This window comes from Geobacillus sp. CCR (genome assembly GCF_052906625.1).
On sequence record NZ_JBREBQ010000038.1, the window covers coordinates 1 to 24,453 of the forward strand.

Below are 24,453 nucleotides of genomic sequence, written 5' to 3' on the forward strand. Positions count from 1 at the left end.
AAATGCTTGCCTAGTGGCTATGGCGGAGGGGAAACACCCGTTCCCATCCCGAACACGGAAGTTAAGCCCTCCAGCGCCGATGGTAGTTGGGGCCAGCGCCCCTGCAAGAGTAGGTCGCTGCTAGGCAGGCAAAAAAATGAGGGAGCTGAATGGTTCTCTCATTATTTTTGCCTAATGGGAAATGAGTCATTTTGAATGACGCCATTTTCAATCCTCTCCCCCAAAATGTAAAGCGTGATCATCGTTTCCTAGACCCCCTTTTTCATAAAAGCGATAGGAAACGGAAACTCGCGTAAGGGTGTCCTGTACGGCATGGACACCCTCTTTTTTTACTTTTTTTGGAAAGGCAGGTATCTTCTTTTTTTGCACTCGTGGGGAGATTATTCGCTTTTTTTGATGACAATTTTCTTTTTCGGCTCGTCAGGGATAAGTCGATGCAGGTGGATGAACAACAGGCCGTTATGGTATGTTGCTTCGATGCGGTCCTCTTTGACGGCGAACGGCAGTGGGATTGTTTTTTGGAATTGGCCTTGGAAAAGGCCTTCTTCTACTAGCTCAAACCCTTTGAAGTTTAGATTAATGGTTGCCTTCACTTCCAACGTTTTGTATGATACATACACTTCTGCATCTTCGATTTTTTCGAGCCCCGGGAGGCTGATGACAACGAGTAGCTCGTTGTCTTTTTTGTAAATGTTCATGCCGGATGATGGTTTGTTTGAGTTTGATGACGGCAGCAACGGCTGGATGCTTCCCCAAAAATCATTTTGGAAAAATTGCTGCCAATGTTTTGTCCAATCGGAAAACGGCATAAATGGATTTTCGTTGGTCATAACGTCTCCCTCCTCCGCTCCTTCATCATATGCCGTCTTCTTCGTTTGGTGATTCAAAAAACACGAACATTTGCTTTGGTGAAATACTAAATGTTCGATTTTTTCCTTGACACGCCGAAAAAAAACCTGCTACTATAAAGGTAACTTCATAGTGTATGAGAAGATCCCTCATATAATTTTGGGAATATGGCCCAAAAGTTTCTACCCAATCACCGTAAATGATTGGACTATGAGGGAAAGGATCGGTTTTGGCTTTTTTTCGATCAGCAACTGTCAAAGCCCAGAACGATGCTTTCCCTCGTTTATGAACGGGAACGCATGTTCTGGGTTTTGTTGTGCTAGCAAAAGGAGTGAAACGGTATGAGCCCGCTCGTTGGGGTGATCATGGGAAGCCATTCGGATTGGGAAACGATGAAACATGCTTGCGCCATTTTGGCGGAATTGGGTGTTCCGTTTGAGAAAAAAGTCGTATCGGCGCACCGGACGCCGGATGAGATGTTTCGGTATGCGGAGACAGCCGAGGAGCGCGGCATCCGCGTGATCATTGCCGGCGCTGGCGGAGCGGCTCACTTGCCGGGGATGATCGCGGCGAAAACGACGCTGCCGGTGATTGGGGTGCCCGTGCAGTCAAAAGCATTGAATGGACTTGATTCGTTATTGTCGATTGTGCAAATGCCAGGCGGGGTGCCGGTGGCGACGGTGGCGATCGGCAAGGCGGGGGCGACCAACGCCGGACTGCTCGCCGCATCGATTCTTGGACTGCTTGAGCCACGCTATATGGAGGCGCTCAAAGCGCGGCGGGAAGCGATTCGCAAACAAATCGTAGAAAGCAGTGATCAATTTGACTAAGCAACGGATCGTTCCTGGGCAGACGATCGGCATCATCGGCGGGGGGCAGCTCGGGCGGATGATGGCTTTGGCGGCGCGCGAGATGGGTTTTCGCATCGCCGTGCTCGACCCAACGCCTGACTCCCCGTGCGGGCAAGTGGCCGATGTGGAGATTACGGCGCCTTATCATGATTTGGACGCCATCGCTGAACTGGCCCGCGTGAGCGATGTCATTACGTACGAATTTGAAAATATCGATGCGCGAGCGCTTGAGTGGCTGGAGGCAAACGCCTATGTCCCGCAAGGAAGCCGACTGCTTGCGGTGACGCAAGACCGGGCGCTGGAGAAAGCGGCGATCGTTGATGCCAGCTTGCCGGTGGCGCCCTATGTCGAAGTGAATGGAGCGGAGGAACTTGAACAGGCCGTTCAGACGATCGGTTTCCCGTGCGTCTTGAAAACGCGGCGCGGCGGCTACGACGGCAAAGGACAATATGTGCTGCGCGGCGAAGGCGATCTAGCCAAAGCGGCTGATTTGCTTGGGCTTGGCCCATGCATTTTGGAAGGCTGGGTGCCGTTTGTGAAGGAAATGTCGGTCATTGTCGCCCGCAACCTCGATGGTGAGACGGCTGTTTTTCCAGTGGCGGAAAATATTCATATCGAGAACATTTTGCATCAAACGATCGTTCCGGCTCGAATTCCGGAAAGCGTGCAAGAGCGGGCCATTCGCTACGCGGAAGTGTTGGCCGCATCGTTTTCGCTCGTTGGGACGCTGGCGGTGGAAATGTTTTTGACTGCGGACGGGGATATTTATATTAATGAGCTGGCCCCTAGACCGCACAACTCCGGACATTATACAATCAATGCATGCGCGACGTCGCAGTTTGCCCAGCACATCCGCGCCGTCTGCAACTGGCCGCTCGGATCGACCGAATTGTTGAAGCCGGCGGTGATGGTCAATATTTTAGGCGAGCACGTCGAGCCGGTCATTCGGCATATCGGTGCGTTCGACGGGGGGACCTACGTCCATCTGTACGGCAAACACGAAGCGAAGCCGAAGCGGAAAATGGGGCATGTGACGGTGCTGGCAGACGATGTCGAGGCGGCGTTGGCGAGAATCGAATCGTGGCAAATTTGGCATGATCGGAGGCTGGAACGAGGATGATTGAACGTTACACAAGACCGGAAATGGGAGCGATTTGGACCGAGGAAAACCGCTTTAAGGCATGGCTTGAGGTGGAACTGCTCGCGTGCGAGGCGTGGGCCGAGCTTGGCGTCATCCCAAAAGAAGATGTCCGCCGCCTGCGTGAAAACGCGTCGTTTGACGTCAACCGCATTAAGGAAATCGAAGAAGAAACGCGCCACGATGTCGTCGCCTTCACCCGCGCCGTTTCTGAGACGCTTGGGGAAGAACGAAAATGGGTGCATTATGGTCTCACGTCGACCGATGTCGTCGATACGGCGCTCGGCTACTTGTTAAAGCAGGCGAACGCGATTTTGCGGCGTGATTTGGAAAACTTCATTCAAGTGCTGAAAGAGAAAGCGCGCGAACATAAATACACGGTCATGATGGGGCGCACGCACGGCGTTCATGCCGAACCGACGACGTTCGGGCTGAAGCTGGCGCTTTGGTATGCCGAGATGGTGCGAAATTTGGAGCGGTTTGAACAAGCTGCCAAGATGGTGGAAGTAGGGAAAATTTCCGGCGCAGTCGGCACGTACGCCAACGTGGATCCGTTTGTGGAGCAGTATGTGTGTGAAAAACTCGGCTTGACGCCGGCGCCGATTTCGACGCAGACGCTGCAGCGCGACCGCCACGCTTACTATATGGCGACATTGGCCTTAATTGCGACATCGATTGAAAAATTTGCCGTCGAGATTCGCGGCTTGCAAAAAAGCGAAGTCCGCGAAGTCGAAGAGTTTTTTGCCAAAGGACAAAAAGGCTCATCAGCGATGCCGCATAAGCGCAATCCGATCGGTTCGGAAAACATGACCGGCATGGCGCGCGTCATTCGCGGCTATATGGTGACAGCGTACGAAAACGTGCCGCTTTGGCATGAACGCGACATTTCCCATTCGTCGGCCGAGCGCATCATTTTGCCGGATGCGACGATTGCGTTGAATTATATGTTGAACCGATTCGCGAATATCGTGAAACATTTGCTTGTGTACCCGGAAAACATGAAAAAAAATATGGAGCGCACGTTCGGGCTCATTTATTCACAGCGAGTCTTGCTTGCTTTGATCGACAAGGGGATGACGCGCGAGGAGGCGTACGATTTGGTGCAGCCGAAAGCGATGGAAGCGTGGGAGAGACAAGTGCCGTTCCGCTCGCTTCTTGAAGCGGATGAGCGGATCATGAGCCGGCTGACGAAAGAGGAGCTCGATGATTGTTTTGATTATCGCTATCACTTGAAACATGTCGATACGATTTTTGCACGCTTAGGGTTGGAGTGAGCGGCTGCCGGCTGGTCGAAGCCGGCCGGCTATACAAAAGATTTTCAATCTTCTGGACAAATGGAGGCGTTGATCGTGCCGACGAAACAACAGCTGTTATATGAAGGGAAAGCGAAAAAAATTTACGCGACTGACGAGCCAGATGTGCTTTGGGTCGAGTACAAAGACAGCGCAACGGCGTTTAACGGCGAAAAAAAGGCGACGATCGCCGGCAAAGGGCGGCTCAATAACGAGATTTCCAGCTTGTTGTTTTTGAAGCTGCGCGAAGCAGGCATTGCCAATCATTTTATTGAAAAGCTGTCGCCAACGGAACAATTGGTCCGGCGCGTGACGATCATCCCGCTTGAAGTCGTTGTCCGCAATGTGGTAGCGGGAAGTTTAGCCAAGCGGATCGGTCTAGAGGAAGGGACGCCGCTTGAGGCGCCGCTTGTTGAGTTTTATTACAAAAACGACGACCTTGGCGACCCATTGCTCTTGGAAGATCATATCTTCATTTTAAAACTCGCCAGCCGCGAGGAAGTCGCCGCGCTGAAGCAGGCCGCGCTTGCGGTGAATGACGTGCTGCGCCTCCATTTTGCCGAGCGGAACGTGCGGTTGATTGATTTTAAGCTTGAGTTCGGCCGTACAGCAGACGGAGCCATCCTCTTGGCGGATGAGATTTCACCGGACACGTGCCGGTTATGGGACGCAAAGACGAACGAAAAGCTCGACAAAGACGTGTTCCGCCGCGACTTGGGCAGTTTGACGGACGCATACGAAGTCATTTTACAACGGTTAGGGGGAGAATCGGCATGTACAAAGTAAAAGTGTATGTCACGTTGCGAGAGAGTGTGTTGGATCCGCAAGGGACCGCTGTAAAAGGGGCGCTGCACAGCTTATCGTATACGGAAGTGAAAGATGTACGAATCGGGAAGTTTATGGAGCTCGTGATGGAAGAGAGCGACCGCGACATCAACGAGCTCGTTCGCGAGATGTGTGAAAAACTGCTTGCCAACCCGGTGATTGAAGACTACCGCTATGAAATCGAGGAGGCCGTCGCCCGATGAAGTTTGCCGTCGTTGTGTTTCCGGGATCGAATTGCGATGTCGATATGTATCATGCGATCGCCGATGAGCTTGGCGAGGAAGTCGAGTACGTCTGGCATGATGAGGACAACTTGGACCGGTTTGACGCCGTTTTGCTTCCGGGCGGATTTTCGTACGGCGATTACTTGCGTTCCGGAGCCATTGCCCGTTTCTCCAAGGTGATGGCTGCCGTAAAAAAAGCCGCCGAAGCGGGAAAACCGGTGCTTGGGGTGTGCAACGGGTTTCAAATTTTGCTCGAAGCCGGCTTGCTTCCTGGGGCGATGCGCCGCAATCAAGGGTTGAAATTCATCTGCCGGCCGGTCCAGCTGACGGTGGAAAATCATGAAACGATGTTTACGTCTGCCTACGAAAAAGGCGAAGTCATTACAATTCCAATCGCCCATGGTGAAGGGAATTATTATTGCGATGAACAGACGCTCGAGCGCCTTGTCGAGAACCGGCAAATCGTGTTCCGTTACCATGGAGAAAATCCGAACGGCAGCTTGGCGGATATTGCCGGCATCGTCAATGAACAGGGCAATGTGCTCGGCATGATGCCGCATCCGGAGCGGGCGGTCGACGCCTTGCTCGGCAGCGCGGACGGATTGAAACTATTCCGATCGATCGTCAACTATTGGAGGGAGACGCATGTCGTTACTGCTTGAGCCGAGCGCGGCGATGATCAAAGAACAAAAGTTGTACCGTGAGATGGGGTTAACAGATGAAGAGTTTGCGCGCATTGAAGCGATTTTGGGGAGACTGCCGAACTACACGGAAACCGGCATTTTTGCCGTCATGTGGTCGGAGCATTGCAGCTACAAAAACTCGAAGCCGGTGCTGAAAAAATTCCCGACTGATGGTCCGCACGTGCTGCAAGGGCCGGGTGAGGGTGCGGGCATTGTCGATATTGGCGACGGGCTGGCGGTGGCGTTTAAAATCGAAAGCCATAATCACCCGTCAGCGATCGAGCCGTACCAAGGAGCGGCGACCGGGGTCGGCGGCATCATCCGCGACGTCTTTTCAATGGGAGCGCGGCCGATTGCGCTGCTGAACTCGCTTCGATTTGGCGAATTGACGTCGCCGCGCGTCAAATATTTGTTCGAGCAGGTCGTCGCCGGCATTGCCGGGTACGGCAACTGCGTCGGCATCCCGACCGTCGGCGGCGAGGTGCAGTTCGACCCGGCGTATGAAGGCAACCCATTGGTCAACGCCATGTGCGTCGGGATCATCCGCCATGAGGACATTCAGCGCGGCGTGGCGACCGGGGTCGGCAACACGGTCATGTACGTCGGGGCGAAAACGGGCCGCGACGGCATCCACGGGGCGACGTTTGCTTCGGAAGAGTTGAGCGAACAGTCGGAAGCAAAGCGTCCCGCCGTGCAAGTCGGCGACCCGTTTATGGAAAAACTGCTGCTTGAGGCGTGTCTTGAAGCAGTCAAGTCCGATGCGTTAGTCGGCATTCAAGATATGGGGGCGGCAGGACTCACGAGTTCATCCGCCGAGATGGCAAGCAAAGGCGGATTTGGCATTGAAATGAATTTGGATCTCGTCCCGCAGCGTGAGGCAGGCATGACGCCGTACGAAATGATGCTGTCCGAATCGCAGGAACGGATGCTGCTTGTTGTCAAGCAAGGTTGTGAAGACGAAATCGCCGCGATTTTTGCCAAATACGGCCTCGAGGCCAAAGCAATCGGCAAAGTGACCGATGACAAAATGCTCCGCCTCTTGTTCCGAGGCGAGGTGGCGGCGGAAATTCCGGTGGACGCCTTGGCGAAAGACGCGCCGGTGTATCATAAACCGTCTGCCGAGCCGGCTTATTACCGCGAGTTTCAAGCGATGCCGCCGTATACTCCGCACATCGAAGACTACAATCAAACATTGCTCGGGCTGCTCGCCCAGCCGACGATTGCGAGCAAAGAATGGGTGTACGACCAGTACGACTATATGGTGCGGACGAATACGGTCGTCGCCCCGGGATCGGACGCGGCGGTCGTGCGCATCCGCGGCACGAACAAGGCGCTCGCGCTGACGACGGATTGCAACTCGCGCTACTTGTATTTGGATCCGGAAACGGGCGGGAAAATCGCGGTCGCCGAGGCGGCGCGCAATGTCATCTGCTCCGGAGCAAAGCCGCTCGCCATTACGGACTGCCTCAACTTTGGCAGCCCGGAAAAGCCGGAGATTTTCTGGCAGCTCGAAAAAGCGGTCGACGGGATGAGCGAAGCGTGCCGGGCGCTCGGGACGCCGGTGGTGAGCGGCAACGTCTCGCTGTACAATGAAACGAACGGCGAGGCCGTGTACCCAACCCCGGTCGTTGGCATGGTCGGTCTCATTGACGATCTTTCCCATATTACGACTCAGTCGTTTAAACAAGCGGGCGACCTCATTTACGTGATCGGCGAGGCGAAGCCGGAGTTTGGCGGCAGCGAGTTGCAAAAATGGCTGGAAGGCCGCATTTTTGGAAAAGCACCGGAGATTGACTTAGAGGTGGAAGCAAGCCGCCAGCGCCAGCTGCTTGCGGCGATCCGCGCGGGGGTGGTGGCGTCAGCGCATGATATTGCCGAAGGAGGATTAGCCGTTGCGCTTGCTGAGTGTGTCATGGGTGCCTCGGGGCTTGGCGCCAAGGTGACGATCGGCGGTGACCTCGTCAGTGAACTGTTCAGCGAAACGCAATCACGCTTTGTTGTCTCGGTGAAAAAAGAGCAAAAAGAGGCGTTTGAGCAACTGGTTGAAGCGAAACAAATCGGCGAAGTGACAGACGACGGCGCATTCGTGGTGAACGGGGAGCACGGTGAGACGCTCATTCACCTTTCCGTTGCCAAGATGCGAAACGTCTGGAAAGGGGCTATTCCATGCTTGCTGAAATCAAAGGATTGAACGAGGAGTGCGGCATTTTCGGCATTTGGGGGCATGAAGACGCCGCCCGGCTCACATACTACGGGCTTCACAGCCTGCAGCACCGTGGGCAGGAAGGGGCCGGCATCGTTGTCGCGCATAACGGGAGCTTATCCAGTCATAAAGGGCTGGGGCTGGTGACCGATGTGTTTCAAAGCGGTACGCTCGATGCGCTCAAAGGGGCGGCGGCCATCGGTCATGTCCGCTATTCGACGGCGGGCGGGGGCGGCTATGAAAACGTTCAGCCGCTCTTGTTCCGCTCGCAAACCGGCGCGATGGCGCTCGCCCATAACGGCAACTTGACAAACGCCATCGAGTTGAAGCTCGCGCTTGAAGGGCAAGGAAGCATTTTTCAGACGACATCGGATACGGAAGTGTTCGCCCATCTCATCCGCCGCAGCCAAGCGCCGACGTTTGTCGAGCAAATGAAAGAGGCGCTCAGTCAGATCGAAGGGGCGTTTGCGTTTTTGCTGCTGACGGAAAAGGCGCTCTATGCGGCGCTTGATCCGCACGGGTTTCGGCCGCTGTCGCTCGGCCGGCTCGGTTCGGCGTATGTCGTGGCGTCGGAAACGTGCGCGTTTGACGTCATCGGCGCCACATACGAGCGGGAAGTGGCGCCTGGGGAATTGCTCATCATCAGCCGCGAAGGGGTGCGTTCAGAACGGTTCGCTCCTAGGCAGCCGCGGTCGATTTGCAGCATGGAGTACATTTATTTCGCTCGTCCGGACAGCCATGTCGACGGCATCAATGTCCATAAGGCCCGAAAAAACTTAGGAAAGCGGCTGGCCTTGGAAGCGCCGGCAGAGGCCGACATCGTCACCGGCGTGCCGGACTCAAGCATCTCTGTTGCCATCGGCTACGCTGAGGCGAGCGGCATTCCATACGAATTGGGGTTGATTAAAAACCGATATGTCGGGCGGACGTTCATCCAGCCGTCGCAGGCGTTGCGCGAGCAAGGAGTGAAAATGAAGCTGTCGCCGGTGCGCGGGGTTGTGGCCGGCAAACGGGTTGTGATGGTGGATGATTCGATCGTGCGCGGGACGACGAGCCGGCGCATCGTCGCGATGCTCCGTGAAGCCGGGGCGGTTGAAGTGCACGTGCGCATCAGCGCGCCGCCGATCACCCATCCTTGCTTTTACGGCATTGATACGTCGTCAAAGGAAGAATTGATCGCGGCGAATCGCACTGTTGAAGAGATTCGGCGCTTGATTGGCGCTGATTCCCTCGCCTTTATCAGCCAGGAAGGGATGCTTGAGGCCATCGGGCGTCCGGACGTCTCGCCGCAGCGCGGGCAATGTTTGGCGTGTTTCACTGGCCAATATCCGACCCGCCTCGGTCAAGCGGCGCGGCCATGTCTGACGATGAAATGATGGAGGAAGTATAACCGGTGCAGCTGACGAATGTGGTGGCGCGTTTCCGCGAGAGAAACGCTGCGCAACAAGAGCGTCGCCTGGCGTCCTGAGCGTGATGGGCGGCGAAAAGGAGGAGTTGACGTGGCAAAGGCATACAAACAAGCAGGGGTCGACATCGAGGCTGGTTATCAGGCCGTCGCCCTCATGAAAGAGCACGTGCAAAAAACGATGCGTCCCGAAGTGCTGGGCGGGATCGGCGGGTTTGGCGGCTTGTTTGATCTATCCGCGCTTGGTTACCGCCAGCCGGTGCTCATCTCCGGCACGGACGGTGTCGGAACGAAGTTGAAACTAGCGTTTTTGCTTGACCGGCATGATACGATCGGCATCGATTGTGTCGCTATGTGTGTCAACGATATTATTGTCCAAGGGGCGGAGCCGCTCTTTTTCCTCGACTATATCGCTTGCGGCAAGGCGGTGCCGGAGAAAATCGCCGCCATCGTCAAAGGAGTGGCCGACGGCTGCGTCGAAGCCGGCTGCGCCTTGATCGGCGGGGAGACCGCGGAAATGCCAGGAATGTATGATGAAGATGAGTATGATTTGGCTGGGTTTGCGGTCGGCGTTGCGGAAAAAGAGCGACTCATAACCGGAGAGACGATCCAAGCGGGCGATGCGCTTGTCGGCCTGCCATCAAGCGGCCTTCACAGCAACGGCTATTCGCTTGTGCGCCGCATCGTGTTTGAACAAGCGAAATTGTCGCTTGATGAGATTTACGAGCCGCTTGATGTTCCACTCGGCGAGGAGTTATTGAAGCCGACGCGCATTTATGCGAAACTGTTGCGCTCTGTGCGCGAGCGGTTTACGATCAAAGGGATGGCGCATATTACCGGCGGCGGGTTGATCGAAAACATTCCGCGCATGCTGCCGCCGGGAATCGGCGCGCGCATTCAGCTCGGTTCATGGCCGATTTTGCCGATTTTTGACTTTTTGCGTGAAAAGGGCAGCCTTGAGGAAGAAGAAATGTTTTCCGTCTTTAATATGGGCATCGGCCTTGTGCTCGCTGTCAGTCCGGAAACGGCGGCTCCTCTTGTTGAGTGGCTTTCGGAACGAGGCGAACCGGCGTACATCATCGGCGAAGTGGCCGAAGGAGCGGGCGTGTCGTTTGCTGGAGGGGGCCGGGCATGAAGCGGCTGGCGGTGTTCGCTTCAGGAAGCGGCACGAACTTTCAAGCGATCGTGGACGCGGCCAAACGCGGCGATTTGCCGGCTCGTGTGGCGCTTTTGGTCTGCGACCGCCCTGGTGCGAAAGTCATTGAACGAGCGGCGCGCGAAAACGTGCCGGCGTTCGTGTTTTCCCCAAAAGACTACCCGTCCAAAGCGGCGTTTGAGAGCGAGATTTTGCGTGAGCTAAAGGGACGCCAAATCGACTGGATTGCGTTGGCCGGCTATATGCGCTTGATCGGGCCGACGCTGCTTTCGGCTTATGAGGGGAAGATCGTCAACATCCATCCGTCGCTGTTGCCCGCGTTTCCGGGCAAAGATGCGATCGGCCAAGCGTATCGGGCTGGTGTATCGGAAACGGGCGTCACCGTTCATTACGTCGATGAGGGAATGGATACCGGGCCGGTCATCGCCCAGCGCGTTGTTCCGATCGTGCCGGGCGAGCCGATCGAGGCGCTTGAGGCGCGCATCCATCAAGTCGAACACGAGCTGTACCCGACGGTGTTGCGCATGCTGCTAGGGGAAAAGGAACAACAGGAAGAAAGGATCGAGAACGATGGCAGTGAAACGAGCATTGATCAGCGTGTCCAATAAGGAAGGCGTCATTCCGTTTGCGAAGCAGCTGGCTGAACTTGGCATTGATATCATTTCGACCGGTGGGACGAAACGAGCGCTTGAAGACGCCGGCGTTCCCGTCATTTCGATTTCCGATGTCACCGGCTTTCCGGAAATTTTGGACGGGCGCGTCAAAACATTGCATCCGGCCATTCACGGCGGCATTTTGGCGGTGCGCAGCGATGAGCGCCACCAAGCAGCGCTCGCAGAGCATGGCATTCGCCCGATCGATTTGGTCGTCGTCAACTTGTATCCGTTCCAACAAACGATCGCCAAACCGGATGTGACGCTCGCGGAGGCGATTGAAAACATCGATATCGGCGGCCCGACGATGGTGCGTGCGGCGGCGAAAAACTATGCTGATGTCGCGATTGTCGTCGATCCAGCCGACTATCCGATGGTGATTGAAGAACTGAAAACGACCGGTTCGATCCAAGCAAAAACGCGGCAACAACTGGCGGCGAAAGCGTTCCGCCATACGGCGGCGTATGACGCGATGATCGCCGAATATTTGACCGGTCTCACCGGCGAAGAGTATCCGGAAACGCTCACCGTCACCTACACGAAAAAACAGTCGTTGCGCTATGGCGAAAATCCGCATCAATCGGCGGCGTTTTACGCCAAACCGCTCGGCGCGGCGTTCTCGATTGCCAAAGCGGCACAGCTGCACGGCAAAGAGTTGTCGTACAACAACATTAACGACGCCAATGCGGCGATCAACCTCATTCGCGAATTTCAAGAGCCGGCTGTGGCCGCCATCAAACATATGAACCCGTGCGGCGTCGGGGTCGGTGCCACGCTTCTTGAGGCATTTACGAAAGCGTACGAGGCCGATCCGGTCTCGATTTTCGGCGGCATTGTCGCCGTCAACCGGGAAGTGGACAAAGAAACAGCCGAACGGATGCACGACATCTTTTTGGAAATCGTCATCGCCCCATCGTTCAGCGACGAGGCGCTCGCCATTTTGACGAAAAAGAAAAACATCCGCTTGTTGACGCTTGATTTTGCCGCGCCGGACGTCAAGGAAAAAATGCTCGTTTCCGTCAATGGCGGCTTGCTCGTCCAAGAGGCCGATACGTTCACGCTCGAAGACGCTGAATGGAACGTCGTTACGAAGCGCGAGCCGACCGAGGCGGAGCGCGAACAGCTTCGGTTTGCTTGGAAGGTTGTCAAACATGTGAAATCGAATGCGATTGTACTGGCCAAAAACGGGATGACAGTCGGCGTTGGCGCCGGGCAAATGAACCGGGTCGGCGCGGCCAAAATTGCGATCGAACAAGCCGGGGAACAGGCGGTTGGCGCCGTGTTGGCGTCCGATGCGTTCTTCCCGATGGACGATACGGTTGAAGCAGCAGCAAAAGCCGGCATTACCGCGATCATTCAGCCGGGCGGCTCGATTCGCGACGCGGATTCGATCCGCAAAGCGGATGAATACGGCATCGCCATGGTCTTCACCGGCGTGCGCCACTTTAAACATTAAGCGTGGCAAAGGAGAGGGAGACGATGAATGTACTGGTCATCGGACGAGGCGGGCGCGAGCACGCCATCGCCTGGAAAGCGGCGCAAAGCCCGCTTGTTGGCAAGCTGTATGTAGCGCCGGGAAACCCGGGCATCGCGGACGTGGCGGAACTGGTCCATATTGATGAGCTCGATATTGAGGCATTGGTGCAGTTTGCGAAACAACAGGCGATCGATTTGACGATCGTCGGGCCGGAAGCGCCGCTTGCTTCCGGCATTGTTGACCGTTTTATGGCCGAGGGGCTTCGCATTTTCGGCCCAAGCCAGAGGGCGGCGCTCATCGAAGGAAGCAAGGCGTTTGCCAAAGAGCTGATGAAGAAATACGGCATCCCAACGGCGGACCATGCGGCCTTTACGTCGTACGAAGAGGCGAAAGCTTATATTGAACAAAAAGGCGCGCCGATCGTCATTAAAGCGGACGGATTGGCCGCCGGAAAAGGCGTCACCGTCGCCCAAACGGTGGAAGAAGCGCTTGCCGCGGCGAAGGCAGCGCTTGTCGACGGACAATTCGGCACAGCCGGCAGTCAAGTTGTCATTGAGGAGTATTTAGAAGGGGAAGAATTTTCGTTTATGGCGTTCGTTAACGGCGAGAAGGTGTATCCGCTCGCCATCGCCCAAGACCATAAGCGGGCGTATGACGGAGACGAAGGACCGAACACCGGCGGCATGGGAGCCTACTCGCCGGTGCCGCAAATTTCGGATGAGATGATGGATGCCGCGCTAGAGGCCATTTTGCGGCCGGCGGCGAAAGCGTTGGCGGCGGAAGGACGGCCGTTTCTTGGCGTGCTGTACGCTGGATTGATGGCCACGGCAAATGGGCCGAAAGTGATCGAATTCAACGCCCGCTTCGGCGATCCGGAAGCGCAAGTCGTGCTGCCGCGTCTGAAGACCGATTTGGTGGAAGCGGTACTAGCGGTGATGGATGGAAAAGAGTTGGAGCTTGAATGGACGGATGAGGCGGTGCTTGGCGTCGTGCTGGCAGCTAAAGGTTACCCCGGGGCTTACGAGCGCGGGGCCGAAATCTGCGGGTTGGACCGAATTTCCCCTGATGCGTTGTTGTTCCATGCTGGCACCAAACGAGAAGGCGGCGCATGGTACACCAATGGCGGACGCGTTCTCCTGTTAGCGGCCAAAGGGGAGACGCTCGCAAAAGCGAAGGAAAAAGCGTACGAGCAGTTGGCGGCGATCGACTGCGACGGCTTATTTTACCGGCGCGACATCGGCCGGCGCGCTATCGAACGCGCCTCCGCCGCATATACACGTATGAAAGGGCGATAATGCCGCCGATTAACGCGGCCAATACGAACGACATATCGGTCATATACTCGAGCAGCATGGTGGTTCACTCCTTTGTAGTCGAAGGTGTCCCAAGTATGGGACACCTTTTTTGATGATGTTTGGCTAGTCCACAATGCCAAGCCGCGAATCATGTTGCTTTCTTCTCTTTCGTTGACAGTTGGCACTCTTCATTGGCCGTTTCGATACATAGCAGCACGTATCGCTCACGATGCGAAAAATGTTGCCGAATGACGGTGGAATGGAAGACATCGGCAAAAGCGGTGCGCAACGTCGGACGGATGTCCTCCCTCATGTCGGATTGACGACCGCTTCCTTTTCCTCTTCAAACAGCTGCCGGCGCTGCATATTGTCAAACAGGGCGGTCATCGGACAAAAACGGGTGATCCCTTCTCCGACTTTCATCGCCCCAAGCAAAGCGGCCCACAAATAGGATGTGCACCATGGCCGCCGGGCGAGGCGGGCGGTGGCCCAGGCGATGACAGTCAGGCCAACCGTGATGCGAATGAATGCGTTCACAATGCCGATATTCGCCATCGGTCTGTCCCCTCCTTATATTTTTATTGTGAAAGTCGCTTTTGTGCGTTAAAATGGTTGTATGGAACGATTAGGAAACAAGGGACGGGGTGTCAATGGGCGAACAACGTTACCGATGGAAAGGCAGCGAACTGCGTGCACAAGCAGCGGTGATTGATGGCAAACAATCGCCGACGAAAGTATTGGTGAACGCCACATATTTGCATTCGTATTTTCGTGAATGGGTAAAAGGAAACATATGGATCCATGGCGACCGCATCGTGTATGCCGGAGAGCGTCTTCCCGATCGTGTCGACGAGGCGTGTGAGATCGTCGACTGCCGTGGGTACGTGCTCGTTCCCGGCTACATTGAGCCGCATGTTCATCCATTTCAATTATATAATCCCCATTCGTTTGCCCGTTATGCAGCGGCGCACGGAACAACAACACTCCTCAACGATAACTTGTTTTTGCTTTTGCAGCTCGATGATGAAGAAGCGCTTTTCTTTTTACAAGAAATGAATGCGCTTCCAACGTCGATGTATTGGTGGTGCCGGTTTGATGGGCAAACGGAGCTCGAGCGCGAAGAGGAACAAGTGTCCAATGCTCGGATCAAGCGCTGGCTTGACCAAGAGGCGGTGCTTCAAGGCGGTGAGTTGACCTCATGGCCAAAAGTGGCGAGCGGCGATGACATCATCTTGTACTGGATGCAAGAAGCGCATCGGCGACGCCGCAAAATTGAAGGGCATTTTCCGGGGGCGTCGGAAAAGACGCTTGTCAAAATGGCGCTCTTTGGCGCAGATGGCGATCATGAGGCAATGACGGGAAAGGAAGTGCGCATGCGCCTTTGGCACGGCTATACCGTCGCGCTTCGGCATTCCTCGATTCGCCCCGATTTGCCGGTGCTGCTTGAAGAGATGAAAGCGCTTGGCATCCGGCATTATGATAAATGCTTGTTGACGACGGATGGCTCGCCGCCGGCGTTTTATGAGAATGGGGTGATCGATTGGCTGATCCGCATCGCGATCGAGCATGGCGTGCCGGTGATCGATGCCTATGCGATGGCGACGATCAACGCCGCCCGCCACTACGGCATCGAGCATCTTCACGGCAGCATTGCCACCGGCCGCATCGCTCATATCAACTTTTTGCGCTCGGCTCACGATCCGACGCCGGCGCAAGTGCTCGCCAAAGGCGAATGGGTGAAGCGCGATGGAGAAGCGCCGCCTCTCTGGCCGGCGCCGGAATGGTCTCGGTTTGGCATTCGGCCGCTTTCGTTGTCATGGGAGCTTGAATGGGATGATTTGCAATTTTCCATGCCGATGGGGCTGCGCATGGAAAACGCCGTCATTTTAAAACCGTATTCCGTGTCGATCGATACGTCGCGCGATCGTTTAGGGCATGACCATGATGAGTGTTTTCTGGCCTTGTTTGACCGAAACGGCCGCTGGCGCGTCAATACGATGTTAAAAGGTTTTTCATCGGTGCTTGGCGGGCTGGCGAGTTCTTACTCGAACACCGGGGATTTGATTTTGATCGGCAAGCATAAGGAAGATATGATGCTCGCCTTCCGGCGGATGAAGGAGATCGGCGGCGGCATTGTGCTCGCTGAGGACGGAGAGATTTTGTTTGAGCTCTCGCTTCCTTTAGGCGGCATGATGTCCTCCTTGGAGGTGGATGAATTGATCAACGAAGAAAAAACGTTCGTCCGTTTGTTGCGCGAGCGTGGATATCCGTTCGAAGACCCGGTGTATTCGTTGCTCTTTTTGCAATCGACCCACCTGCCGTATGTGCGCGTCACCCAACGCGGCATTTATGATGTGATGCACAAAACGGTACTCTTTCCTTCGATAATGCGGTAAAATAAAAAAGAAAAGGTTGTGTGTCCATTGAAACATTGGCTGTTCGTCATCAGCTGCGCGGCATTGTTGTTAGGGGGCTGCACGACCAAAAGCGAGCCGAAGCAGGCTGAACCAGCCAAACCGGCTCCTCGGCAGGAGCAGCCGTCCAAGCCTCGGGCGGAGGAACAACAAACGTTCCCGCTGACGGGGCTGCCGGCGAAAGGGAACATCCATCAGCGGGTCGTCGGCGTGATGATCAACAACCACCCGAAGGCGCGGCCGCAATCGGGGCTTCGTGCGGCGGACATCGTGTATGAGGTGCTTGCCGAGGGCGATATCACCCGTTTATTGGCGTTGTACCAAAGCGAATTGCCGGAGCGGGTCGGACCGGTGCGAAGCGCGCGTGATTACTATATTGACTTGAGTGAAGGCTACCATGCACTGTATGTATGTCACGGCTGGAGTCCGGAGGCGAAAGCGCGTCTTGAGGGAGGCGGAATCGACTATTTGAACGGATTGTTTTACGACGGCACATTGTTTCAGCGCGTCCCGTTCCGCAAGGCGCCGCACAACTCATACATTTCATTCGCCAACATCGAAAAAGGAGCGAAACAAAACGGGTATGCTTGGACGGACCACGTTGCCCCGCTATCGTTTCGCACCGATGAGCCGAGCGGCCAAAAGGTCGAGACGGTTCACATCGCCTATTCGCATCGCGCCTATGCCCAGGTTGAATACCAATATGTTTCGGAACAAAAGGGGTATTACCGGTACAGCGGCGGCGAGCAAACGATCGATTATGATACGCATAAGCCGGTTGTCGTGCAAAACGTCATGATTATCGCTGCCCGGCATCGAGTCATCGATAGCCACGGACGGCGCGACATCGACCTCGCCTCTGGTGGCAAGGGGTACTTGCTGCAGGGCGGCGTCATGCAGCTGATCGAATGGAAAAACGTCGACGGCCGGCTGCTGCCGTACCATAACGGGGCTCCGATCGGATTCGTGCCGGGAAAAACGTGGATCAATATCGTGCCGGAACTGGCGATCGTCCAGTGGAAATCATAACCGCCTTGTCTGTTGCAAGGCAAAGGGGCGGTGGATTCGCAGATTGGTTGGCTACAACATTTTTCCCGCCAAAACGCAAGGAGGAAGCAACTATGCAAATTGACAAACTGCGCGGCAGAGAGTTGGATCAACTGTTTAAAGCGATTTTATCGCTGCGCGATTTAGAAGAGTGTTACCGTTTTTTTGATGATTTATGCACCGTGAATGAAATCCAGGCGCTCGCCCAGCGGCTCGAGGTCGCCCGCATGCTGCGCGAAGGATATACGTATCACAAAATCGAAACGGAAACCGGAGCGAGCACGGCGACGATTTCGCGCGTCAAGCGCTGCCTCAACTACGGCAATGATGCTTACGCCATGGCGCTCGATCGCATTAAAGAGGAGCAACAGCAAGAAGAGAAAGAAGCCGACGAAGCGGTCACAGACTGACGCGGCAAGGAGATTCCTTCCATTTGCAAAGGAACTCCTTTTCTTTTTGCGGATTTGTTATAATGGAACAATGGAGACGGAGTGGAGGGTTGCCGCTATGGAGGAGATTCGCGCTTGGCGCCATGTGTTTAAACTCGACCCGAATAAACCGATTGATGACGAGCGCCTTGAGCGCCTTTGCGAGTCGGGAACGGATGCCGTCATCGTCGGCGGAACCGACGGGGTGACCATCGACAACGTGCTTGATTTATTGGCTCGCATCCGCCGTTTTTCGGTGCCATGCGCGCTCGAAGTCACCGACGTCGAAGCGCTGACGCCGGGATTTGACGTATATTTGGTTCCGATCGTGTTAAACAGCCGGCAGGCGGAGTGGATCATCGGCCGTCATCACGAGGCGGTGAAACAATACGGTGATATGATGAACTGGGATGAGATTGCCGCAGAGGGCTATTGCATTTTAAATCCGGAATGCAAGGCCGCCAAGCTGACGAGAGCCGATACGGAGCTTGACGTCGACGATATTGTGGCCTATGCCCGTTTGGCTGAGCATTTGTACAAGCTGCCGATTTTTTACCTTGAGTATAGCGGAGTTTATGGAGATCCGTCTGTCGTGGAAAAAGTGAAACAAGCGCTTGATCAGACGCAGCTGTTTTACGGCGGCGGCATCACAACTCCTGAGCAGGCGGAGCATATGGCGCGCTATGCCGATACGGTGGTCGTCGGCAACGCGATTTACGACGCGTTCGAACAGGCGTTGGCGACGGTGGCGGCGGTGAAGCAGATGGCTGGTCAACGCAGCGGCGATGATGGAAAATAGAACATATGTTTTGTTGGTGGTGGACATGATGAATTTTTTATCGGAAAAGCTGCTTGCGCATTTAAACAAAGAACAGCAAGAAGCCGTTAAAACGACAGAAGGCCCATTGCTCATCATGGCGGGAGCGGGCAGCGGAAAAACGCGCGTGCTGACGCACCGGATCGCCTATTTGATGGCGGAAAAACAGGTGGCGCCGTGGAATATTTTAGCCATTACGTTTACGAACAAAGCGGCGCGTGAAATGAAGGAGCGGGTGCAGGCGCTCTTAGGCGGGGCGGCGGAAGACGTGTGGATTTCGACGTTCCATTCGATGTGCGTCCGCATGTTGCGCCGCGACATTGACCGCATCGGCATCAATCGCAATTTTTCCATCCTTGACCCGACGGATCAGCTTTCGGTCATCAAAGCGATTTTGAAAGACAAAAATATCGATCCGAAAAAATTTGAGCCGCGGACGATTTTAGCGACGATCAGCGGGGCGAAAAACGATTTGCTCACGCCCGAGCAATTCGCAAAGCGGGCATCGACGTACTACGAAAAGATCGTCGGCGACGTGTATCAAGAGTATCAACAGCGCCTTCTCCGCAATCATTCACTCGATTTCGACGATTTGATCATGACGACGATCCACTTGTTTGACCGCGTGCCGGATGTGCTTCAATATTACCAGTATAAGTTCCAGTACATCCATATCGATGAGTACCAGGATACGAACCGCGCTCAATATACGCTGGTGAAAAAGCTCGCAGACCGGTTTCAAAATATTTGCGCCGTCGGCGATGCCGACCAGTCGATTTACCGGTGGCGCGGGGCGGACATTCGCAATATTTTATCGTTTGAGCGCGACTACCCGAACGCGAAAGTCATTTTGCTTGAACAAAACTACCGCTCGACGAAACGCATTTTGCAGGCGGCAAATGAAGTCATTGCGCATAACGTCAATCGAAAACCAAAGCGGTTGTGGACGGAAAACCCGGAAGGGAAGCCAATCGTCTATTATGAAGCGATGAACGAAGTGGACGAAGCGCAATTTGTCGCCCGCCGCATTCAAGAGGCGGTTGAGAGCGGGGAGCGCCGCTACCGCGATTTTGCCGTGCTTTATCGGACGAACGCCCAGTCACGCGTCATCGAGGAAATGTTTTTAAAAGCGAACATTCCGTACCAAATCGTCGGCGGCTTAAAGTTCTATGACCGGAAAGAAATTAAAGACATTCTCGCTTACTTGCGCGTCATCGCCAACCCCGATGACGATTTGAGCTTGCTTCGCATCATCAACGTGCCAAAGCGTGGCATCGGCGCCTCTACGATCGACAAACTTGTCCGCTATGCGGCCGAGCATGAGCTGTCCTTGTTTGAAGCGCTCGGCGAGCTGGAGATGATCGGCTTCAGCGCGAAGACGGCCGGGGCGCTCGCCGCGTTTCGCGGACAGCTTGAGCAATGGACGCAGCTGCAAGAATACGTTCCGGTGACGGAACTTGTGGAGGAAGTGCTCGACCAATCGGGCTACCGCGAGATGCTCAAGGCGGAACGGGCGATTGAAGCGCAAAGCCGGCTTGAGAACTTGGACGAGTTTTTGTCGGTGACGAAGCATTTCGAAAATGTAAGCGACGATAAATCGCTCGTCGCCTTTTTAACCGACTTGGCGCTCATTTCTGATTTGGACGAGCTGAATGGGACAGATCAGGCGGCCGAGGGCGATGCCGTCGTCTTCATGACGCTGCACGCCGCCAAAGGGCTTGAGTTTCCGGTCGTGTTTTTGATTGGCATGGAAGAAGGCATTTTTCCGCATCTTCGTTCACTGGAGAATGAGGATGAAATGGAAGAAGAGCGGCGGCTGGCGTATGTCGGCATCACTCGGGCCGAGGAAGAGCTCGTATTGACGAACGCGCAAATGCGGACGCTGTTTGGCAACATCCAAATGAACCGGCCGTCGCGCTTTTTAGATGAGATTCCCGCGCATTTGCTGGAGACGGTCTCGCGTGGGAAACCGTCTGTTTCCCGTTCAGCGTCCGCTCGCTTGCAGGCAGGCGGCGCCATCAGGGTGTGGAAAGTCGGAGACCGGGCGAACCATCGGAAATGGGGAATCGGTACGGTTGTCAGTGTCCGTGGCGAAGGTGACGACCAAGAACTCGATATCGCCTTCCCGAGCCCGATCGGCATTAAACGTCTGCTCGCTAAATTTGCGCCGATTGAGAAAGTATAGAAAGGAGAACGGGTGAACGTATGGACCGCCAACAAGCCGAACGGCGCGCGGCCGAGCTGCGCGAACTGCTGCACCGCTATGGCTACGAATATTATGTGCTCGACCGGCCGTCCGTCCCGGACGCCGAGTATGACCGGCTCATGCAAGAGTTGATGGCCATCGAGGAACAGTATCCGGAATTGAAAACGAGCGACTCGCCGACCCAGCGCATCGGCGGCCCTCCGCTTGAGGCGTTTCGCAAAGTGACGCATGTTGTTCCCATGATGAGTCTCGCGAACGCGTTTGACGAAGGGGATTTGCGCGATTTTGACCGCCGCGTCCGCCAAGAGGTCGGCGAAGCAGCGTACGTGTGCGAGTTGAAAATCGATGGTCTCGCTGTCTCCGTCCGCTATGAAGATGGTTATTTCGTCCAAGGGGCGACGCGCGGCGACGGAACGACCGGCGAGGACATTACGGAAAATTTGAGAACGATCCGTTCACTGCCGCTTCGGCTGAAGGAGCCGGTGTCGCTGGAGGCGCGCGGCGAGGCGTTCATGCCGAAAGCGTCGTTTTTGCGCTTGAATGAGGAGCGAAAAGCCCGAGGCGAGGAGCTGTTTGCCAACCCGCGCAACGCTGCGGCTGGCTCGCTCCGCCAGCTCGATCCGAAAGTGGCGGCGTCGCGCCAGCTCGATTTGTTCGTTTATGGTTTGGCCAATGCTGAAGAGCTTGGCATTGAGTCGCACAGCGAGGCGCTCGACTACTTACAGGCGCTTGGGTTTAAAGTGAATCCCGAGCGGCGGCGCTGCGCCAACATCGATGAGGTGATCGCCTTCGTCAACGAGTGGCACGAAAAACGGCCGCAGCTGCCGTACGAGATCGACGGCATCGTCATTAAAGTCGACTCGTTCGCCCAACAGCGGGAGCTTGGTGCGACGGCAAAAAGCCCGCGCTGGGCGATCGCCTACAAATTCCCAGCCGAGGAAGTGGTGACGACGCTCATCGGCATTGAGGTGAACGTCGGCCGCACGGGCGTCGTCACTCCGACAGCGATCTTAGAGCCGGTCCGCGTCGCCGGCACGACCGTGCAGCGCGCCACTCTTCATAATGAAGATTTTATACGGGAAAAAGACATTCGCATCGGCGATGCGGTCATCATTAAAAAAGCGGGCGACATCATCCCGGAAGTGGTCGGCGTCGTCGTCGACCGGCGCGACGGGGATGAAACGCCGTTTGTGATGCCGACGCATTGTCCGGAATGCGAAAGCGAGCTCGTCCGCCTAGATGGAGAAGTGGCGCTCCGTTGCTTAAACCCGAAATGCCCGGCCCAGCTGCGCGAACGGCTCATCCATTTTGCCTCAAGAGCAGCGATGAACATTGAAGGGTTGGGCGAAAAAGTCGTCACCCAACTGTTTAACGCTGGCCTCGTCCACGATGTCGCCGATTTGTACCGGCTGACGAAAGAACAGCTCATCGGTTTGGAACGGATGGGCGAAAAGTCAGCAACCAACTTGCTTGCAGCGATTGAGGCATCGAAGCAAAACTCGCTCGAGCGGTTGCTGTTCGGTCTTGGCATCCGCTACGTCGGAGCGAAAGCCGCCCAACTTTTGGCTGAGCATTTTGAAACGATGGAGCGGCTGGAAAAAGCGACGAAAGAGGAATTGATGGCCGTGCCGGAAATTGGCGAGAAAATGGCGGACTCGATCATCGCCTTCTTTTCCCAGCCAGAAGCGGCCGAGCTGCTCCATGAGCTGCGGCTTTACGGCGTCAACATGGCATACAAAGGGCTGAAGCGGGCGGCTGAAGCGCCTGCTGACTCCGCCTTCGCCGGCAAAACGGTCGTCTTGACCGGCAAACTCGCGTCGATGTCGCGCAATGAGGCAAAAGAAGAGATTGAACGGCTCGGCGGGCGCGTCACCGGCAGCGTCAGCCGCAGCACCGACATCGTCATCGCCGGTGAGGACGCCGGATCGAAGCTGGAGAAAGCCCAGCAGCTTGGCATTGAGATTTGGGACGAATCACGATTTTTGCAAGAGATCAGCAGGGGGAAACGATGAAACGAATCTCACCACTTCACAGTTTGGTTGCCTGCCGTTGGACGAATCGGGCCCGAAAGCGGTTGGCCGCTGTCGGCCTCGCTTCGATTTGTTTGTTGTCTGCGTGTGCGCCGAAGTTTGACAAAGGTGAGGAAGTCGTGCAAGACAAAGGCAGCAAACAGCAAGAAGCCGTCATCCCGAAATACAACATTGCCGACTCGTATTACCGCGTCATCCTTCCGTTCAAACCGTCCGGGGCCCGTGGGGAGGTCGTCAATGATTTAAATACGCGCCTTGATGTCGACGAATTTGAGACGGGGCTCATGCGCTTGGCCACTGAGCAGTTTCCGTCGGATGAGTACTTGTTCCAAGAGGGGCAATATTTAGACAGCGAGACGGTTGGAAAATGGCTCGCTCGCAAGAAGACGACTCGCCAGCTGAAGGAAGAGAAAATGAAGCCGGAAGACAACATCGGCTTAAACCCACCGATCAGCGACACGGGAACAAACGAACAAAAAAACAAACAAAGCCCGATTTATTTGGCAAGCATTTTGGAACATGATTATTTGGTGAAGATCGACAACGACAAAGTGAAGCTCGGCGGCATCGCTATCGGCCTGGCGTTAAACTCCGTCCACTATTATTCGACCGAGCAAGGCTATCCGCGGGAGGTCAAAATCAAAGACGATGTCATCGAACGGGAAGGAAAGCGGATCGCCGCCGAGGTGCTGAAGCGGCTGCGGAGCATGAAAGGGCTTGGGAACGTGCCGATTACGATCGCCCTGTACAAACAAGCGCCCCGTTCATCTGTTGTTCCAGGCCACTTTTTCGCCGTCGCCCATGTCGATGAAGGAAGCAGCACCATCGATGATTGGGAGGCGGTAAACGAGGAATATTATTTATTCCCGTCCGATGAGGCGGAAGAGAACCATCGTGATGACTGGCTCAAATTCAACAATTTTAAATCAGATGTTGAAGACTTTTTCCCGAACTACACGGGCATCGTCGGCAGAGGGTTGTACGTCAACGACCAGCTTCAGAAGTTAACGATCAACATTACGATGCCGTTTTACGGCAAAGCGGAAGTGATCGGCTTTACCCAATACGTGACCGGCTTGGTGATGGAAAAATTCCCGGACTACATCACCGTTAATGTCTACATCGCCTCGGCCGGCCAGCCGGAAAGCCTCATCGTGCGCCAGGCGAAAGCAGACGAGCCGTTTGTGCATATTTATCAATGACAACGTGCCGCATCCTCTCTGGACGAGCCAGAGGGGATGTGTTTTTTGCGACGTTGCGGTTCGAAAAGGCTGGTGTAAACGGATTCGGTGGCAGCCCCTGTCGGTGTGATTTGCCGGATGGGGGACAGACTGGTGAACTACCCCCACTTAATTTTCTAGCGAAAATTTGAAGTGGGGGCTTCCAAAGAAGTTTGACTGCTTCAAGCAATCCTTATTCTTTGAGGCGTGTCCACTTCGCCGCTAGAGCATAAGACACTC

The 24,453-nt window shown here is 55.3% G+C and carries 23 protein-coding genes, 1 rRNA gene and 1 riboswitch; of the genes, 20 read left to right on the plus strand and 4 right to left on the minus strand.

Annotation, left to right across the window (positions count from 1 at the left end):
* The first annotated feature begins 9 nt into the window (after nt 1–9).
* Nucleotides 10–126: ribosomal RNA gene (rrf, locus tag ACVBDQ_RS15000) — 5S ribosomal RNA — on the plus strand.
* A 254-nt stretch (nt 127–380) separates the two neighbouring features.
* On the opposite strand, the gene ACVBDQ_RS15005 is transcribed toward rrf, so the two are convergent.
* Nucleotides 381–830 (minus strand): Hsp20/alpha crystallin family protein, encoded by a 450-nt coding sequence (locus tag ACVBDQ_RS15005; RefSeq protein ID WP_011229765.1) that lies wholly within the window; start codon nt 828–830, stop codon nt 381–383.
* A 148-nt stretch (nt 831–978) separates the two neighbouring features.
* Nucleotides 979–1,080, plus strand: a riboswitch (purine riboswitch).
* Between the two features lie 110 nt (nt 1,081–1,190).
* On the opposite strand from ACVBDQ_RS15005, the gene purE reads away from it, so the two are divergent.
* From purE to purD, 12 genes are all read left to right on the plus strand, one after another.
* Nucleotides 1,191–1,679, plus strand: a complete 489-nt coding sequence (gene purE / locus ACVBDQ_RS15010) for a 5-(carboxyamino)imidazole ribonucleotide mutase (protein ID WP_011229766.1) — start codon at nt 1,191–1,193, stop codon at nt 1,677–1,679.
* On the plus strand, nt 1,672–2,820 hold the full coding sequence (gene purK, locus ACVBDQ_RS15015) for a 5-(carboxyamino)imidazole ribonucleotide synthase (protein ID WP_011229767.1): 1,149 nt from the start codon (nt 1,672–1,674) through the stop codon (nt 2,818–2,820). Before purE ends, purK begins: the two co-directional genes overlap by 8 nt.
* Nucleotides 2,817–4,112, plus strand: a complete 1,296-nt coding sequence (gene purB, locus ACVBDQ_RS15020; RefSeq protein WP_011229768.1) for an adenylosuccinate lyase — start codon at nt 2,817–2,819, stop codon at nt 4,110–4,112. The genes purK and purB overlap by 4 nt, the downstream gene beginning before the upstream one ends.
* A 60-nt stretch (nt 4,113–4,172) precedes the next feature.
* Nucleotides 4,173–4,916, plus strand: a complete 744-nt coding sequence (purC, locus tag ACVBDQ_RS15025; RefSeq protein WP_014194762.1) for a phosphoribosylaminoimidazolesuccinocarboxamide synthase — start codon at nt 4,173–4,175, stop codon at nt 4,914–4,916.
* Complete coding sequence (gene purS / locus ACVBDQ_RS15030; protein WP_011229770.1) at nt 4,904–5,158, plus strand: phosphoribosylformylglycinamidine synthase subunit PurS; 255 nt, start codon at nt 4,904–4,906, stop codon at nt 5,156–5,158. The genes purC and purS overlap by 13 nt, the downstream gene beginning before the upstream one ends.
* Nucleotides 5,155–5,841 carry a phosphoribosylformylglycinamidine synthase subunit PurQ gene (purQ, locus tag ACVBDQ_RS15035; protein ID WP_011229771.1) on the plus strand — a complete coding sequence of 229 codons (687 nt, stop codon included), beginning with the start codon at nt 5,155–5,157 and terminating at the stop codon, nt 5,839–5,841. The genes purS and purQ overlap by 4 nt, the downstream gene beginning before the upstream one ends.
* The gene (gene purL / locus ACVBDQ_RS15040; RefSeq protein WP_021321603.1) at nt 5,825–8,053 is read left to right on the plus strand and encodes a phosphoribosylformylglycinamidine synthase subunit PurL; all 2,229 of its coding nucleotides are present in this window, start codon (nt 5,825–5,827) and stop codon (nt 8,051–8,053) included. Before purQ ends, purL begins: the two co-directional genes overlap by 17 nt.
* Nucleotides 8,029–9,441, plus strand: coding sequence for an amidophosphoribosyltransferase (gene purF / locus ACVBDQ_RS15045; protein ID WP_011229773.1), 1,413 nt, complete (start codon nt 8,029–8,031; stop codon nt 9,439–9,441). Before purL ends, purF begins: the two co-directional genes overlap by 25 nt.
* Before the next feature lie 123 nt (nt 9,442–9,564).
* Entirely contained in the window at nt 9,565–10,605 is a 1,041-nt protein-coding gene (purM, locus tag ACVBDQ_RS15050; protein ID WP_021321602.1) for a phosphoribosylformylglycinamidine cyclo-ligase, read from the plus strand.
* Nucleotides 10,602–11,234 (plus strand): phosphoribosylglycinamide formyltransferase, encoded by a 633-nt coding sequence (gene purN / locus ACVBDQ_RS15055; protein ID WP_021321601.1) that lies wholly within the window; start codon nt 10,602–10,604, stop codon nt 11,232–11,234. The genes purM and purN overlap by 4 nt, the downstream gene beginning before the upstream one ends.
* Complete coding sequence (gene purH / locus ACVBDQ_RS15060; protein WP_014194767.1) at nt 11,197–12,735, plus strand: bifunctional phosphoribosylaminoimidazolecarboxamide formyltransferase/IMP cyclohydrolase; 1,539 nt, start codon at nt 11,197–11,199, stop codon at nt 12,733–12,735. The genes purN and purH overlap by 38 nt, the downstream gene beginning before the upstream one ends.
* 23 nt (nt 12,736–12,758) lie before the next feature.
* Entirely contained in the window at nt 12,759–14,051 is a 1,293-nt protein-coding gene (gene purD, locus ACVBDQ_RS15065) for a phosphoribosylamine--glycine ligase (RefSeq protein ID WP_014194768.1), read from the plus strand.
* Here the strand turns inward: purD and ACVBDQ_RS15070 are convergent.
* The 3 genes from ACVBDQ_RS15070 to ACVBDQ_RS15080 all read right to left on the minus strand — a co-directional run bounded on the left by ACVBDQ_RS15070 (nt 14,005) and on the right by ACVBDQ_RS15080 (nt 14,606).
* Complete coding sequence (locus ACVBDQ_RS15070) at nt 14,005–14,109, minus strand: EYxxD motif small membrane protein (protein WP_325048220.1); 105 nt, start codon at nt 14,107–14,109, stop codon at nt 14,005–14,007. The two genes, purD and ACVBDQ_RS15070, sit on opposite strands and share 47 nt — an antisense overlap.
* A 90-nt stretch (nt 14,110–14,199) precedes the next feature.
* A complete protein-coding gene (locus ACVBDQ_RS15075; protein WP_014194769.1) occupies nt 14,200–14,364 on the minus strand; it encodes a hypothetical protein in 165 nt (54 codons plus the stop codon).
* Nucleotides 14,361–14,606, minus strand: coding sequence for a YgaP family membrane protein (locus ACVBDQ_RS15080; protein ID WP_011229779.1), 246 nt, complete (start codon nt 14,604–14,606; stop codon nt 14,361–14,363). The genes ACVBDQ_RS15075 and ACVBDQ_RS15080 overlap by 4 nt, the downstream gene beginning before the upstream one ends.
* Nucleotides 14,607–14,701: 95 nt before the next feature.
* On the opposite strand from ACVBDQ_RS15080, the gene ACVBDQ_RS15085 reads away from it, so the two are divergent.
* The 7 genes from ACVBDQ_RS15085 to ACVBDQ_RS15115 all read left to right on the plus strand — a co-directional run bounded on the left by ACVBDQ_RS15085 (nt 14,702) and on the right by ACVBDQ_RS15115 (nt 24,195).
* On the plus strand, nt 14,702–16,447 hold the full coding sequence (locus ACVBDQ_RS15085) for an adenine deaminase C-terminal domain-containing protein (protein ID WP_014194770.1): 1,746 nt from the start codon (nt 14,702–14,704) through the stop codon (nt 16,445–16,447).
* Nucleotides 16,448–16,474: 27 nt separating this feature from the next.
* The gene (locus ACVBDQ_RS15090) at nt 16,475–17,494 is read left to right on the plus strand and encodes a DUF3048 domain-containing protein (protein WP_014194771.1); all 1,020 of its coding nucleotides are present in this window, start codon (nt 16,475–16,477) and stop codon (nt 17,492–17,494) included.
* A gap of 92 nt (nt 17,495–17,586) precedes the next feature.
* Nucleotides 17,587–17,922 (plus strand): YerC/YecD family TrpR-related protein, encoded by a 336-nt coding sequence (locus tag ACVBDQ_RS15095; protein ID WP_014194772.1) that lies wholly within the window; start codon nt 17,587–17,589, stop codon nt 17,920–17,922.
* 97 nt (nt 17,923–18,019) lie between these two features.
* Complete coding sequence (locus ACVBDQ_RS15100) at nt 18,020–18,739, plus strand: heptaprenylglyceryl phosphate synthase (RefSeq protein WP_014194773.1); 720 nt, start codon at nt 18,020–18,022, stop codon at nt 18,737–18,739.
* Between the two features lie 28 nt (nt 18,740–18,767).
* On the plus strand, nt 18,768–20,942 hold the full coding sequence (gene pcrA / locus ACVBDQ_RS15105; protein WP_025039099.1) for a DNA helicase PcrA: 2,175 nt from the start codon (nt 18,768–18,770) through the stop codon (nt 20,940–20,942).
* Between the two features lie 20 nt (nt 20,943–20,962).
* Entirely contained in the window at nt 20,963–22,975 is a 2,013-nt protein-coding gene (ligA, locus tag ACVBDQ_RS15110) for an NAD-dependent DNA ligase LigA (RefSeq protein ID WP_014194775.1), read from the plus strand.
* Nucleotides 22,972–24,195 carry a CamS family sex pheromone protein gene (locus ACVBDQ_RS15115; RefSeq protein WP_014194776.1) on the plus strand — a complete coding sequence of 408 codons (1,224 nt, stop codon included), beginning with the start codon at nt 22,972–22,974 and terminating at the stop codon, nt 24,193–24,195. Before ligA ends, ACVBDQ_RS15115 begins: the two co-directional genes overlap by 4 nt.
* The last annotated feature ends 258 nt before the right edge of the window (nt 24,196–24,453 follow it).